At 69.9% G+C, this 15,097-nt stretch carries 9 protein-coding genes; 4 read left to right on the plus strand and 5 right to left on the minus strand.

Annotated elements, in window-relative coordinates:
• Positions 1 to 295: 295 nt before the first annotated feature.
• Positions 296 to 2,491 carry an FUSC family protein gene (locus tag FURADRAFT_RS12615; RefSeq protein ID WP_008954549.1) on the plus strand — a complete coding sequence of 732 codons (2,196 nt, stop codon included), beginning with the start codon at positions 296 to 298 and terminating at the stop codon, positions 2,489 to 2,491.
• 39 nt (positions 2,492 to 2,530) lie between these two features.
• Here the strand turns inward: FURADRAFT_RS12615 and FURADRAFT_RS12620 are convergent, their stop codons facing one another.
• On the minus strand, positions 2,531 to 4,069 hold the full coding sequence (locus tag FURADRAFT_RS12620; protein WP_008954550.1) for a CYTH and CHAD domain-containing protein: 1,539 nt from the start codon (positions 4,067 to 4,069) through the stop codon (positions 2,531 to 2,533).
• Between the two features lie 506 nt (positions 4,070 to 4,575).
• Between FURADRAFT_RS12620 and FURADRAFT_RS12625 the strand changes: the two genes are divergently transcribed.
• The 3 genes from FURADRAFT_RS12625 to FURADRAFT_RS12635 are packed head-to-tail and all read left to right on the plus strand — an operon-like array spanning position 4,576 to position 9,013.
• A complete protein-coding gene (locus FURADRAFT_RS12625) occupies positions 4,576 to 5,391 on the plus strand; it encodes a polysaccharide deacetylase family protein (RefSeq protein WP_008954551.1) in 816 nt (271 codons plus the stop codon).
• Positions 5,388 to 6,680, plus strand: coding sequence for a putative glycoside hydrolase (locus FURADRAFT_RS12630; protein ID WP_008954552.1), 1,293 nt, complete (start codon positions 5,388 to 5,390; stop codon positions 6,678 to 6,680). Before FURADRAFT_RS12625 ends, FURADRAFT_RS12630 begins: the two co-directional genes overlap by 4 nt.
• Positions 6,677 to 9,013 carry a serine hydrolase gene (locus FURADRAFT_RS12635; protein WP_008954553.1) on the plus strand — a complete coding sequence of 779 codons (2,337 nt, stop codon included), beginning with the start codon at positions 6,677 to 6,679 and terminating at the stop codon, positions 9,011 to 9,013. The genes FURADRAFT_RS12630 and FURADRAFT_RS12635 overlap by 4 nt, the downstream gene beginning before the upstream one ends.
• 18 nt (positions 9,014 to 9,031) lie before the next feature.
• On the opposite strand, the gene FURADRAFT_RS12640 is transcribed toward FURADRAFT_RS12635, so the two are convergent.
• The 4 genes from FURADRAFT_RS12640 to FURADRAFT_RS12655 all read right to left on the minus strand — a co-directional run bounded on the left by FURADRAFT_RS12640 (position 9,032) and on the right by FURADRAFT_RS12655 (position 15,007).
• Positions 9,032 to 10,162, minus strand: a complete 1,131-nt coding sequence (locus tag FURADRAFT_RS12640) for an ABC transporter permease (protein WP_008954554.1) — start codon at positions 10,160 to 10,162, stop codon at positions 9,032 to 9,034.
• 8 nt (positions 10,163 to 10,170) lie between these two features.
• Positions 10,171 to 12,912, minus strand: coding sequence for a ribosome-associated ATPase/putative transporter RbbA (gene rbbA / locus FURADRAFT_RS12645; RefSeq protein WP_008954555.1), 2,742 nt, complete (start codon positions 12,910 to 12,912; stop codon positions 10,171 to 10,173).
• On the minus strand, positions 12,909 to 14,168 hold the full coding sequence (locus FURADRAFT_RS12650) for an HlyD family secretion protein (RefSeq protein ID WP_236261585.1): 1,260 nt from the start codon (positions 14,166 to 14,168) through the stop codon (positions 12,909 to 12,911). The genes rbbA and FURADRAFT_RS12650 overlap by 4 nt, the downstream gene beginning before the upstream one ends.
• Positions 14,169 to 14,341: 173 nt before the next feature.
• The gene (locus FURADRAFT_RS12655; RefSeq protein WP_008954557.1) at positions 14,342 to 15,007 is read right to left on the minus strand and encodes a GntR family transcriptional regulator; all 666 of its coding nucleotides are present in this window, start codon (positions 15,005 to 15,007) and stop codon (positions 14,342 to 14,344) included.
• Between the last annotated feature and the right edge of the window lie 90 nt (positions 15,008 to 15,097).

Genomic DNA, 15,097 nt, shown 5'->3' on the forward strand with positions numbered 1-15,097 from the left:
CCCATTTCGCTTTGCTCACGACCACCTCGCGACACGACGTCTCCGCGGCCGCCATCCCGGCACCGCATCCGGACCGCATCGTCAGGTGGCGTTGCCCATGCTTGTCGCCGCCCGTGGGTCACCTCGGGCGCGGCGGCGAGCTTGCAGCCTTCTCCTGACCCGTTGCTGTGGGTGATCCAATCAGGGTATAACCCAACGAACCAAGAACAACCCGGACGAGGGTGTCGCGGCCGCTGCCCGGACGGATGTCCTCCGCCGTCGTACCCGGCGCCAGGGTGGCCGATTGATATTGACCATGCAGATACCCCCCTCATTTTTGCGCCGCCACCAGGCCATCCTGCGCGTTGCGTTCAGCTATTACGTGGCCAACGGCCTGTCGGCGGCGCTGGGCCTGTTGCTGATATCGGGCGTGGTGCATCTGACGCTGGGCGCGTTTGCCGCCTCCGCCGCGTCCGTCGGCGTCATCGTCTGCATTCCGCCCGACCAGGCCGGTCCCAAGCGCGGGAAATTCTTCCATCTGTTGCCGGCGGCGCTGATCGGCGTGCCGCTGTTCTTCGGCGTGCAAGTGCTGCATGCCTCGCCGCTTTACCTGGGGCTGCTGCTGGTGCCGGCCAGCTTCATCGCCTTTCTCGCCGCGGCATGGGGCAAGCGCGGCCTGCCGATCTCGATTTCAGCCATGTTCGCAATGGTGTTCTCGATGGCGGCGCCGGCCCACAGCCACAGCGCCACGGCGCTCAGCAGCACCCTGTATTTCGCCCTGGGAGCCGGGGCGTACGTGGTGTACGCCACGCTTGCCCACGCCTTGCTCAACCCGTTCTACCGCGTGCAGATGTTGGCCGAAACCTTGCTGGCGCTGGGCACGCTGATGCGCACCCAGGCGCAGCAATTCGCCCCGGCGGGCCGTGGCGAGGAGGGCGGCCGCATGCCCCTGATCGGGCGCCTGCTGCGCGAGCAGGCGGCGCTGGCCGACCAGCTGCAAGCGGCGCGCGACATCCTGCTCGAATCGCCGCGCACCGCGCGCCGGCAGCAGTTGGCGGGCATGCTGATGCAGGCACTGGAAATGCGCGACCACCTGCTCGCCTGCGAACTCGATCTCGATACGCTGAAGACGCATCCCGGCCACGCCCTGGTGCTGGACGAGCTGCGCGAGGTGCTCAACGCCCTGGCCGACGAAATCGACGCGCTGGCCGATGCCATGCTCTACCGGCGCCAACCGGCGCTGTTTGCCAGCCATCGCCCGCGGCTGGCGGCCCTGCATTGGGCGGAGGAGGAGGCGGCGTTGCCGGACGCCGTTGCCACGCCGTCGCCGGCGGTGCTGGCACGCGGCCTGGCCAACCGTATCGGCAACATGAACGACGAAACCCTGCGCCTGATCGCGCTGGCGCGCGGCGAGGCCGAGCCCGACCTCGACGTGGTGCGGGCCGCCTGGCGGATGTTCGTGAGCCCGACTGCCTGGTCGTGGCGGCCGTTCACCGCCTTGTGGCGCTGGGATGCGCCGCCGCTGCGCCACGCCATCCGCGCCGCGCTCGCCATCGGCAGCGCCTACGCCCTGTCGCTGGCACTGCCGTGGGGGACGCACGACTACTGGATTTTGCTCACCATCGTGGTGGTGCTGCGCGGCAGCTTCGCCCAGACCCTGGAGCGGCGTGACAGCCGCGTGGCGGGCACCCTGCTCGGGTGCCTGCTGGCCGGGGCCTTGCTGGCGACACATGCGCCGCCGTTGCTGCTGCTGGTGGTCGTGACGCTGGCGCAGGCGGTGGCGCACGCCTTCGCCATCAAGCGCTATCTCATCACCGCCGTGGCCGCCACCGTGCTGGGCCTGGTGCAGGCGCACCTGCTCAATGCCGGCAGCAGCCCGGCGTTTGCCGTGGTCGAGCGCATCGCCGACACGCTGCTGGGGGTCGCCATCGCGTGGTCGTTCAGCTACGTGCTGCCTTCCTGGGAGCGTACCCAGATTCCCAAGCTGGTGGCGCGCACCATGGCGGCCCAGGCGCGCCACGCTCGCGTGGCGCTGGGGCTGGGGCAATTGCAGTCGGTGGACAACGAGCCGGAACTGGAATGGCGGCTGGCCCGGCGCGAGGCCTACGACAGCCTCTCCGCCCTGGTTCAGGCCACCCAGCGCTCGCTCGCCGAACCGCGCGCGGTGCGCCCGGCACTGGAGCCGCTGGGCCGCTTGCTGGCGCACAGCTACCAGTTGCTGGCCCAGCTCACCGCCGTCAAGAGCATGTTGCTGATGCGGCGCGAGCGCCTCAACCTGGAGCAGGTCCGCCCGGCCTTGCAGCAAGCGGCCGCCAGCATCGGCGATGCCCTGGCGGGCAGCCAGGCCATGAGCACCATCCCGGAGGCGCTGCTTCCGGAGCCGGCGGCCTTGCCCGATCCGTTTGTGCATGACCTCAGCCTGTGGCTGCTGCGCCGGCTGGACCTGGCCGTGGGTATCTCGCTGCAATTGCGCGACGACGCTCGCCACGCGCTGCGCCAGCCTCCCGCGTAGCGCCTGCCGGCAGCGGCCGTCCGCTGGGGCAGGACCGTGTCAGCGCCGCCGCTTGGCGGCGTCGGGGCGACGCCAGAAGACCGGGGTGTTTTGCAGCCGTTTCAGCACGCCGGGCAGCTGCTGTTCGGCGTGGTGGGCGCCGTGGGCGAGCCAGCCGGCCACCAGGCCTCCGGCATGTTGAAGTGCGGCATCCTTGGCCAGGGTCTGCGCCAGCAGGGCCTGCGCCGCCACGCTGTCGTTCATGTCGCCGAGGATTTGCTGCAGGGCCTGCAGCCGCTCCAGGTAGCGTGCCACGCGCTTGGGCGGGTAGAGCGGGGAGAAAAACTCGGCGCTGTAACGCAGTTTCTTGGCGCGTTTGCGCAGCTCGTGGCGCTGTTCCTGGCTCAGCGCGGCCCAGTCGCGGGCGAGGCGGGCAAACGGCCGCCAGCGTTGCTGCAAGGCGCGGCGGGCGAAGTCGCGCAGTGGCAGCGTGTTGCCCTTGGGACGGGGCGCCGGCTGATTCAGCCAGGCCAGGAGGCGCAGCTGCAAGCGGCCGTGGCGGGACGAGATCACGGCGGCATGCGCCTCGCGGCGGCACCTTTCGCGTTGGCCTAGCAGGGCGGCTTTGAGGGGGGCGAAATCGGCATCCGGCGCCAGGGCGGCTTCGATGCCGGGCAGCGTCTCGCCCAGGAACACGTCCAGATCCCGCACCCGGCCCAGCTGGGTGGCCAACCACTGCACGTCCGTCATGATGCCCTGCCATTCGTCGCCGGCAGTGAGCGGGGCGAAGGCCTTCCGGGCCGAACGCAGCCGGCGTAAGGCCACGCGCGCTTGATGGACGCACTCCATGTCGTCGTGATCGAGCAGGCCCGGCATGTTGGCCTGTAGGTGGCGCAGGGTTTCCTGCACGACCATCTTGAGGGCGCGATGCGGCGTTTGTTTGCCCCGCAGCGGCGGTAGCCGCGCCTTTGACGCGGCCGGCAACGCGGCGTTGCGGCACAAGGCATAGCCGCGCTCGGCCTTGCTTTGCGGGTCGGGGATCAAGGGCAGGGTGCTGGCCATCTGCAGTGCCAGATCAAACACGGCCTGGACGTGGCCCTGTTTCAGCTCGATCTCGACCTCGTTGAGTTTCATGCTCCGGGCCTGACCCTGGATCGTGCCCTGGTCCAGGCACACTTCCAAAATGTTGCCCCCGGCGTCGCGCAGCATCCAGCGGGTGCGCTTGATGTCGGTGCGGAACAGCGGCGCGAGCGCGCCGGCGACGTCCTCCCGGGTCAACAGCTGCCGGATCGTGCGCTCGGCAATCCGCTCCGGTTCGAGGGCTTCCCCGCTGACCTCCGTTTCCAGTTCCTGGCGCCGGTGCAGACCGCCACCCGCTTGTTCGCCCAGCTTCACTGTCTGCAGCCAGCGGTCGCCGACGCGGCGCAGCCGCAGCCCGATATCGCGTTGCGCCAAGGCCAGGGTGGGCGTGTCGTAGTAGATGCTGAGCAACTGTTCGGTGGCCGGGGCAGCAGCCTCGGCATGTTGCGCCATCCAGCGCCGGAACGCGGCATTCCGGTTGGGGGGGAGCCGAAGCTTGAGTTCGGTTTCTAGCGCCATCGGCAACGGCTTTCTCGTCAATCGGAGTGGGGGCATCCTGAATCTTAGAACCTGTTCACGATCTTGCTGCGCATCCCTGATCGGGGCTCATGTGCACTGCGTGCGAATCTATCGCTGAGCCAATCACTGCGTGCCAATCTTCGATTGGCTCAGCGAGAGATTGGCACGCAGCGATTCGCTCAGCGATCGGGAATCCTCATGTACTCCAGTACATTCCGGTTCCTGCGCTGCTCTTCACCCCGCTGAGGGCTGCTCGCGACAGATCGTGAACAGGTTCTTAGGCGAGGCGCGCGTGGCATGGCGGGCAGAACGTTGCGGAAGAGGGGGGCGGGTCGCGGCTCGGCGCGGGGCGCCTGTACTTCCGGGCGGCGAAGCGTTATAGCTGAAATGCCGTCCCGGCCGAGGGGGCAGGGGCATGGCGGGTTGTAGGCTTGTGCGGCGGGCTCGTCACCCGGCAGGTCGGCCTGTCGCACGCCGAGACGAGCCAACAATGCGGATGGTTTTTCATGACTCAGCGACTACGGCGCCTTGTCTGGCGGTACGGTGTACTCGCCGCACTGGCCGGCCCGGCCATGGCGAGCCAGGCGGAATGGCGTGTGCCGATTCTGGTCTACCACCGTTTCGCCGCCACCGTGACTGATAGCATGACGGTTCGCAGCTCCACCTTCGAGGACCATCTGCGCGTGCTGCGCAGCCAGGGTTACTCGGTGATTCCGCTACACGATCTGATCGACTACCTCTATGGGCGCCGTGCCGGTTTGCCGGCCAAGGCGGTGGTGATGACCGCCGATGACGGCCATCGCTCGGTGTATCAGGTGATGTACCCGCTGGCGCAGCGCTACCGGGTGCCGGTGACGCTGTTCATCTATCCGAGCGCCATTTCCAACGCCCGCTACGCGCTGACCTGGGACGAGTTGCGCCGCATGCAGCAAAGCGGCGGGTTCGATGTCCAGTCGCACAGCTATTGGCATCCGAATTTCCTGCAGGAGCGGCGGCGCCTGAGCCCAGAGGCGTATCGGCAACTGGTGAGGCAGCAACTGCTGCGACCCAGGCAGGTGATAGAAAAGCAGCTGGGGCACAAGGTGGACCTGCTGGCGTGGCCGTTCGGCCTCTACGACGCCGAGTTGATGCAGGAGGCGCAAACCGCCGGCTACCTGGCGGCGTTCTCGCTCGAGGCGCGGCCGGTGACGTGGCGGGACTCCCTGTGGGCGCTGCCTCGTCTGCTGATGGTGGATGCCTACGACGCCAAAACCTTCGCGGCGCTGTTGAAAAAGAACAGCCAGCCCGAGCCGTCCGCCTCTCACGCCGGGTCGCGGCCATGATGCCGCGCCTGTTCGTGCTGCTGGGGCTGCTGCTCTGCCTGGGGGCCGAGCCGGCGCTCGGCCTGGCGGGGGTGGTGGTCGATGCCGTCACCCAGGCGCCGCTGGCGGGGGCGAGCGTGACCACGGCGCAAGGCGTGGTGATGAGCGATGGCGCCGGGCGCTTCCGGCTGGCGCTGCCGGCGGCCTCGCTGTCGCTGCGCGCCGCCGGGTATCGCCGCCGCCAGCTCGCCGTGGCGCCCGGGACGGCGACGTTGAAGGTCGCCCTGCAACCCTTTCGCCCCAAGGCGCTCTATCTGTCGTTTTACGGCGTCGGCAGCACCCGGCTGCGCGGCGCGGCGCTGCGGCTGATCGAGCGCACCGAACTCAACGCGCTGGTTATCGACGTCAAGGGCGACCGCGGCCAGATCGCGTTCCCGAGCCCGATTCCCGAGCGCGCCGGGCTGGGGCCGCAGAAGGTGGTTCCGGTGCGCGACATGGCGGCGCTGGTACGCCAGCTGCAGCAGCGCGGCGTGTACCTGATCGCCCGCATCGTGGTGTTCAAGGACCAGCCGTTCGCCTCGGCGCATCCCGAGCTGGCGGTGCACGATGCGGCGGGCGGCGTGTGGCACGACCGGGAAGGGATGGCCTGGAGCGACCCGTTCTCGCAGGCGGTGTGGCGCTACAACCTCGACATCGCCGAGGCCGCCGCCCGGCTCGGCTTCGACGAAATCCAGTTCGATTACCTGCGTTTCCCCGACACGGCCGGGCTGGTGTTTTCCCGGCCCAACACCCGCGACAACCGGATCGGCGCGATCCAGGGGTTCCTGACGGCGGCGCGCCAGCGCCTGGCGCCCTACAACGTGTTCGTGGCGGCCGATGTGTTCGGCTACGTGTGCTGGAACGAAAACGATACCTTCATCGGCCAGCAGATCGAGCGCCTGGGGGCGGTGGTCGACTACCTCTCCCCGATGCTGTACCCGTCCGGTTTTACCTGGGGCATCCCCGGCTACCGCAACCCGGTGGCCAGCCCCGGCGAGATCGTCGAGCGCTCGCTGCGCCGGGCGATGGCGCGCACCGCCTTGCCGGGCGTGCGCTTCCGTCCCTGGCTGCAGTCTTTCCGCGACTACGCCTTCGACCGGCGCCCCTTCGGGGCCAGGGAGATCCGCGCCCAGATCGACGCCGCCGAGGCGGTGGGCAGCGGGGGCTGGATGCTGTGGAACCCGCGCAACCAGTACAGCGAGGCCGGCTTGAAGCTGCGCGCCGCAGCGCCTCCTGTGCCAGCGGTGCCCGCGCCAGGAGGACGGCCATGAGGTGGTGGCGGTCGTGCCTGCTGGCGCTGTGGCTGGCCCCCGTGCTCGCGGCGATGCCGTCGTCGTGGGCGCCGCTGGAGGCGGCGGTGCGTGCCCAGATTCTGGCCGGGCGCATGCCGGGGGCGGTGGTCATCGTTGGCGATGCCGGCGGCGTGCGCTACCGCCAGGCCTTCGGCTCGCGCGGGCCGGCGGGCGAGCGCATGACCGAAGACAGCCTTTTCGACCTGGCTTCGCTGACCAAGGCCGTCGCCACCACCACCGCGGTGCTGCAGCTGGTGGAGCGGCACTGGCTGGCGCTGGATGCCCCGGCCGCCCGCTACTGGCCGGCGTTCGCCTCGCATGGCAAGGACACCATCACGCTGCGGCAGTTGCTGGCGCACACCTCGGGCCTGCCGGTGGGACTAAACCTGAGCGGCCAGGGGGTGGACCGGGAGGAGATGCTGCGCCGCATCGTGGCGACCCGGCGGGTGGCCGAACCGGGCAGCAAGGTGCTCTACAGCGATATCAATTTCGAGGTGCTGGGGGTGCTGGTGGAGCGCGTCAGCGGCCAGCCGCTGGACGTCTACTGCCAGCGCCATATCTTCCAGCCGCTCGGCATGCGCGACACCGGGTTTCTGCCGGCGGCGGAGCGCTGGCCGCGCATCGCGCCGACCCGGCCGGCTTCGGCCAACCTTGCGCGCGGACGGGTGCACGATCCGGCGGCGCAACACATGGGCGGAGTGTCCGGGCACGCCGGCCTGTTCGCCAGCGCCGACGACCTGGCGCGCTTCGCCCGCGCGCTGCTCAACGACGGCCGCCTGGGCTGGCAGCGCATCCTGCGGCCGCAGAGCGTGGCGCTGCTGTTCCAGCCGCAGTCGCCCACCGAGGCGCCGCACTGGCGCGGCATCGGCTGGGCGCTGGAGGCGCCGCTGGTGGCCAACCGCGACGCCCTGGCCCCGGTCGGGATGATCGGCCAAACCGGCTTCACCGGCACCGGCCTGTGGATCGACCGTGTCACGCAACGCTTCCTGATCGTTCTGAGCAACCGGGTTTACCAGGAGGGCAGCGGCGACGCCCAGCCGCTGCGGCACCAGCTGTTGGCGCTGCTGGCCAGCCTGGAGCCGCCCCGGCCGCCCGCCGCCATCGCCGCCGACCCGGTGCTGGCGACGGCCGCCGCGCTGCCGCCGCCGCTCCTTCCGGCCGACGAGCGCCCCAGGGTGGAAACCGGCATCGACGTGCTCGAAGCGCAGGCGTTCGCGCCGCTGGCGGGCCTGCGTATCGGCCTGATCACCAACCTGAGCGGGGTGGACGGACGGGGCTGGCGCACCCTCGACCGCCTGCGCTGGGCGCCGGGGGTGACGCTGGCGGCGGTCTTCAGCCCGGAGCACGGCGTTTACGGCGACCAGGAAGGGCAGGTCGCGTCGCAGACCGAGCCGTTCTCCGGCCTGCCCGTGTACAGCCTGTACGGTGCGACCCGGCGCCCGACGCCCGCCATGCTGGCGGGACTCGACGCGCTGGTGTTCGACATCCAGGATGCCGGGGTGCGCTTCTACACCTTCGCCAGCACCCTGGGCTACGCCTTGGAGGCGGCCGCGGCGCAGGGCCTGCGCGTTTTCGTGCTGGACAGGCCCAACCCGCTGGGGGCCGATCGGGTCGATGGCCCGCTGCTCGACGACGACCTGACCTCGTTCACCGGCTATTTCCCGCTGCCGGTCCAGCACGGCATGACCCTGGGCGAGCTGGCGCGCCTGTTCAACGCCGAAAAACGGCTGGGGGCCGGGCTCACGGTCGTCGCCATGCAGGGCTACCGCCGCGCCATGCGCTTCGAGGAGACCCGGCTGTCGTGGCTGCCGCCGTCGCCCAACCTGCGCACCCTGGGCCAGGTGCGGCTCTACCCCGGCGTGGCGCTGCTGGAGGGGACCAACGTCAGCGTCGGGCGCGGCACCGAGCGGCCCTTCGAATGGCTGGGCGCACCGTGGATCGACGGCGCGGGGTTGGCCGAAGAACTGAACGCCCGCGCCATCCCCGGGGTGCGTTTCGAGCCGGCCGAATTCGTCCCCGACGACAGCCTCTACCGGGGCGAGCGCTGCCAGGGCGTGCGCCTCATCGTCACCGACCGCCAGGCGCTGCGTGCGCCGCTGCTGGGGGTCGAGCTGATCGCGGCACTGCAGCGGCGCTACCCGCAGCGCTTCGAACTCGCCCAGACGCTGGGCATGGTCGGTTCGCGCCAGGTGCTGGCGGCGCTGCAACGGGACGAGGACCCGCGCCGCATCGAGGCCGACTGGCAGCCCGCGCTGCAGCGTTTCCGCGAGTCGCGCGAGCGCTATCTGCTGTACGACGGGGCGGCGCCATGACGCGGCACAACGGTGCCGTCAGCGCTGCGTCTGGGTGACGGCGCGGCGAAAGCGGGACAGCGCACCGCCGAAGAACACCAGGCCGATCGCGGCGATGGCCAGAAGGTCGGGCCACACCACGTCCAGCCCGGCTCCCCGGTACAGGATGGCCTGGGCCAGCTTGACGAAGTAGGTGGTCGGCGCGCCCAGCATGATGTCCTGCACCGGCAGCGGCATACTCTCGCGCGGGGTGGCGCCGCCCGAGAGCAGTTGCAGCGGGATGATGGTGAGGATGATGAGCAGGCCCAGCTGCGGCATCGAGCGCGCCAGCGTGCCGAGGAAGATGCCGATCGAGGCCGCCGAGAACAGGTACAGTGCGGCGCCGGCCAGGAACAGCGGTACCGACCCGGCGATGGGCACCCGCAGCACCTGCTGCACCACCACCGTCAGCGCGAAGGTGACGCCGATCAGCACCGCCAGCCCGTTGGCCCAGACCTTGGCCGCCATGATCTCGAACGGCGTCAGCGGCATCACCAGCAGATGCTCGAGCGTGCCGTGCTCGCGCTCGCGGAGGAAGGCGGCGCCGACCAGGATGATGGTGAGCATGGTGACGTTGTTGATCGCTTCCATCACGCCGCCGAACCAGACCCCGGTGAGGTTGGGGTTGAAGCGCGCGCGCGTGGTGAGGCGGATGGCGGGCGCGCTCTGCCGGTTGGGCGCCAGGTACGCCGCGATCTCGCCGGCGGCGATGTTGGTGATGTAGCTGGAGCCGATGAAGGCCTGGCTGACGATGGTGGCGTCGACGTTGAGCTGCAGCTCCGGGTGGCGGCCGGCGTTCAGGTCGCGCTGGAAATCGGGCGGGATGACCAGTACGAAGGAATAGCGCCCCTGGTCCAGGACGGGGTCGATCTCGGCTTCGGTGATTATGGCCGGTTTCTTGAAATAGGGCGGATAGAGCGCGTCGACGATGCGCTGCGACAGCGGCGAGCGGTCGCCATCCACCACCGCCACCGGGGCGTTGTGCAGCTCCTGCGAGACCCCGGTGGCGGCCTCGTAGATCGCCCCCGAAAACGACCAGACGATGAGCAGCAGCAGCACCTTGTCCGAGAGCAGGCTGCGCAGTTCCTTGACCCCCAGGCGGTAGATGTTGGCGAGCGTGCGCAGCGACATGGCGGACCCTATTTCTCCTGCTTGCGCAACAGCAGCAGGCTGAGGGTGGTGAGCGCCGGCGGGAACAGCGCCAGAGCGAGGAACTGGCTCGCCAGCTCGGCAAAGCCCAGCGACTTGGTGAAGACGCCGCGGCTGATGGTGAGGAAATAGCTGGCCGGGAAGCACTGGCCGATCCAGTAGCTGGCCCCCTCCAGCGCGCCCACCGGGGTGGTGAAGCCGGAGAACTGCACCGTCGGCAGCATGGTGAGAATGGCGGTGCCGAACAGCGCGGCGATCTGGGTGCGGGTGAAGGTCGAGGTGAGCAGACCGAGCCCGGTGGTGGCGCTGACGAACAGCAGGGCGCCGGCGCTCAAGGCGAGGAAGCTGCCCTTGAGCGGCACGTCGAAGAGGAACACCGCTTCCAGCACCAGCGCGAAGAAACTGCCCATCGCCAGGGCGATGTAGGGCAGCTGCTTGCCCAGCAGGAACTCCAGGCGCGACAAGGGCGTGACGTAGAGGTTGGTGATGGAGCCCAGCTCCTTCTCGCGCACCACGCCCAGCGCCATCAGGATGGAGGGAATCAGCACCAGCAGCAGCGGCATCACCGCCGGCACCATCGCGTACAGGCTCTGGTAATCCTGGTTGTAGCGGTAACGCACCTGGATGTCGGCCGCCGAGGTCACGGTGGTGCCGCTGCTCAGTTGTGCCAGGTCGCGCAGGTAGTGCGCGTGCATCCCTTCCACGTAGCCGCGGATGGTTTCGCCGCGGAAGGGCATGGCGCCGTCGACCCAGGCGGCGATCTCCGGGGCGCGGCCGCTGCGCAGATCCTTGCCGAAGCCGGGGGGGATTTCGAGCGCCAGCGACAGCTCGCCGGAGCGCATGCGCCGCTCGAGGTCGGCGGCATCGAGCACGGCGGGGCGCTCGACGAAGTAGCGCGAGCCGGCGATGTTCTGCACGTAGGCGCGGCTCTCCGGCGTCTGGTCCTGGTCCAGCACGCCGAAACGCAGTCCCTCCACGTCCATCGAGATGCCGTAGCCCAGCACGAACATCAGCAGCAGCGAGCCGAGCAGCGAGAAGGTCAGCCGGATCGGGTCACGGCGCAGCTCCAGCGTCTCGCGCAGGGCGACGCCCAGCATGCGCCGGAGCGAGAAGGCGCCATGGGACGGGGAGGACGCCACCGGGCTGGCCGGTGCCGCCTCGTCCGCCGCCGCCGGCAGGCTCGCCTCCACGCTCTGGCGCGTGGCCTCTTCGAGGTAGGCGATGAAGGCATCTTCCAGCGTGGCGCTGCCCCTGGCTGCGCACAGGGCCGCCGGGGTGTCGCTCGCCAGCACCCGGCCGGCGTGCATCAGCGACACCCGGTCGCAGCGTTCGGCCTCGTTCATGAAGTGGGTCGAGATGAAAATCGTCACGCCGCGTTCGCGCGCGAGTTCGATCAGCAATTGCCAGAATTCGTCGCGCGCGACCGGGTCCACCCCGGAGGTCGGCTCGTCCAGGATCAGCAGCGCGGGCTCGTGCACCACCGCCACCGCCAGCGACAGGCGCTGGCGGATGCCCAGGGGCAGCGCGCCGGCACGCTCGGCGAGGTAGGGGGCGAGGCCGAAGCGCTGGCAGAGGGCGTCGAGGCGCGGCGCAATCGCGCTGGCGGCAAGCTGGAACAGGCGGGCGTGCAGTTCCAGGTTCTGCTGCACGGTGAGCTCGCTGTACAGCGAGAACGACTGCGACATGTAGCCGACCCGGGTGCGCGTGTCCAGGTCGCGCGCATCCAGCGGCTTGCCGAACAGCTGCGCCTCCCCGGCGCTGGGCGGCAGCAGCCCGGTCAGCATCTTCATGGTGGTGGTCTTGCCGCAGCCGTTGGAGCCGAGGAAGCCGAAAATCTCGCCGCGCCGGATGCGGAAGCTGACGTCGTCGACGGCGGTGAAGTCGCCGAAGCGCTGCGTCAGTCCTTCCGCCTCGATGGCGTAGCCGGTGTCCTGCGGCTGCCGCGGCGGGATGACCAGGCTGCGGTGGGTGCGGCGCCGGACCTCCGGCAGCAGCGCGATGAAGGCTTCCTCCAGCGTGTCGCGCCCGGTCCGGGCTTTCAACTCGTCGGGTCGTCCGCTGCCCAGCACCCGCCCGGCGTCCATCGCCGCCAGCCAGTCGAACTGTTCCGCTTCGTCCATGTAGGCGGTGGCGATCAGCACGCTCATGCCGGGACGGCGGCGGCGGATGTGCTCGATGAGGTGCCAGAACTGGCGCCGCGACAGCGGATCGACCCCGGTGGTCGGCTCGTCCAGGATCAGCAGGCTGGGGTCGTGGATCAGCGCGCAGCACAGCCCAAGCTTCTGCTTCATGCCGCCGGAGAGTTTGGCCGCAGGGCGGTCGCGGAACTCGGCCAGCCCGGTGCTGTGCAGCAGCTCGGCGATGCGCGCCTGCCGTTCCGCGCGCGCCTGGCCGAACAGGCGGCCGAAGTAGTCGACGTTCTCGAACACCGACAGGGTGGGGTAGAGGTTCTTGCCGAGCCCCTGCGGCATGTAGGCGATGCGCGGCTGCACCCGGCTGCGCTGGCGCGCGCGCGTCATGTCGGCGGCGTCCAGCACCGCAACCGTGCCGTCCTGGACGCGGCGCGCGCCGGCCAGGATCGCCAGCAGGGTCGATTTGCCGACGCCGTCCGGGCCGATCAGCCCCGCCATGCAGTTGGCGGGAATCGCCAGCGCGACGTCGTCCAGCGCCAGCGTCCTGCCGTAGCGGTGGGTCAGCCCGGCCACCCGGGCGACGCTGGGCAGTGTGTTCATTGCGGCAGCTTGACCTGCAGCCGTTCCGGCCATTGCGCCTCGGGCGAGAGCGGCACGTAGGCCACGCCCGGCAGGCCGGTCTTGACCCGCTCCATGAAGCGCTGCAGCAAGGCCGGGGCGATGCGCACCTTGACGCGGAACATCAGCTTCTCGCGTTCGGTGCGGGTTTCCACCTCGCGCGGGGTGAACTGCGAGCGCGGCGCCACGAACGACACCTTGGCGGGGATGACGTACTGCGGCGCGGCGTCCAGCACGATGCGGGCGTCGCTGCCCACGGTGACGCGGCCGGCCTGTTCTGTGGGCAGGAAGATGGTCATGTAGACGTCGGTCAGGTCGAGCACGGTGAGCACCTTGCCGCCCGCCGCCAGCACCGCGCCCGGCTCCACCAGGCGGTAGAGCACGCGCCCGGCGATGGGGGTGCGCAGGGTGTTCTCGTCGAGGTTGACTTGCATCTGCTCGACCCGCGCCTGGGCGACAGCCACCGCTTGCTGCGCGGAAGTCACACGTGCCCGCGCCGCGGCGATGCCCGCCTCGGCCTCGGTGTGCTGGGCCTGGGTGGCGGCGATGGCGGCCTCGGCTTCGGTGGCGCCGGCGCGGGCCGATTGCAGTGCGGCTTCGGCGCTCTGCAGCGTGGCGCGGTCCTGGTCGAGTTTCTGGCTGGAGACGAAGCCCTTGGCGGCCAGTTCGACCGAGCGCGCCAGGGTCTGGCGCGACAACGCCAGCTCGCTGTCGCGCTGGCTGACGGTGGCCTGCGCGCGCCGCGCCGCTTCCTGCGCCTGGCGCACCTGGGCCTGAATGCGTCGCGCGGCCTGCTCGGCCTGGAGCACCTGCGCCTCGGTCTGCCGCGCGTCCTCGCGCGCCTGCTGCACCAGCGCCTGGGCCTGGCGTAGCTGGGCCTGCAGTTCCTGGGTATCCATGCGCGCCAGCACCTGGTTGGCGCTGACCAGATCGCCTTCCTTGACCAGCACCTCGGTCAGGTGTCCGGGAATCTTGGTGGCGATGTCCACTTCGGTGGCCTCGATGCGGCCGTTGCCCGAGGCCAGGTCGGCCGGCAGCGTGTTGCCGTGCAGCTTCACCCAGCCGTAGCCGGCGGCGAGCGCGGCCGCCAGCAAGGCGAGTGCGATGAAGAGCCGGTTCCTGTTGCCGTACTTCGCCACTCGTGAGCACTCCTGTTGAGCCTGTTGTCCGGTTGCCGCCAGGGGAGGTCGCCGCGTCTTGGCGGCGGCCGCGATGATGCGCTTGGCGGTGTCTTTCATTGTGGTGCTACGCGGCCGGCATGGGGTTGATGCAGCGCAATGCCGGGCGAGAACAGATTGCACCGTGATGGTGTAGGTATAGGTGAGCGCGACGTGGGGCGGACAGGGCGGTCGTGCCGGCTCGGGTTGCTGCCGGGGGAGGGCGCGGGCCAAACCGGCGGCGCGGGCGGGCGTCAGCCGGCGGGCGAATCCGCCGCACACAACTGGCGCAGGTAGCGCCCGGCGCTGCGCAGGTCCTCCGCGATGGCCGCGCGCACGCCCTCGGCGTCGCCCGCCAGCAGCGCCGCAACCAGGGCGCGGTGGGCATCGTTCATGGTCTTCCACACCGCCAGATCCTGGTGCAGCTGGTTGGAAATCGGGCCGACGTAAAGCCACACTGTCTCGATCAGCGACAGCAGCAGCGGCGAGCCGGCGGCACCGTAGAGCAGCCGATGGAAGCGCTCGTTGGCGTCGAGGTAGGCCTTGACGTCGTCGGCGGCGATCGCCGCGTCCATGGCCCGGCACAGCGCCACCAGCTCCCGGCGCGGTTCTTCGGCCAACCTTTGCGCCCCCAGCCACGCCGCCTCGCCTTCCAGCAGGATGCGGTTGTGCAGGATGTCGTCGAATTGCGTCACCGTCAGGCGCGGCACCATGACCCCGCAGTTGGGGACGTTCTGCAGCGCCTTTTCCGCCGCCAGGCGCTGCAGCGCGGCGCGCACCGGCATCGGGCTGACCCCCAGTTCGTCGGCCAGCGGCGCGATCTTCAGCCGCTCGCCCGGCAGCCAGCGCCCCAGCATCAGCCAATGGCGCAGCGTGTCGTAGGTTTCATCTTGCAGGGTGGAGGCAGTGCGGGTCTTCATGTCGGCGGCTGGCGGTCTGTGTCGCGCCAGCATACCAGAGCGTGCGGCACGGAGATCGGAAATTTGATCAAATGTTGACTTTGATATTTG

Source organism: Pseudogulbenkiania ferrooxidans 2002 (assembly GCF_000174355.1).
Taxonomy (GTDB): Bacteria; Pseudomonadota; Gammaproteobacteria; order Burkholderiales; family Chromobacteriaceae; genus Pseudogulbenkiania; species Pseudogulbenkiania ferrooxidans.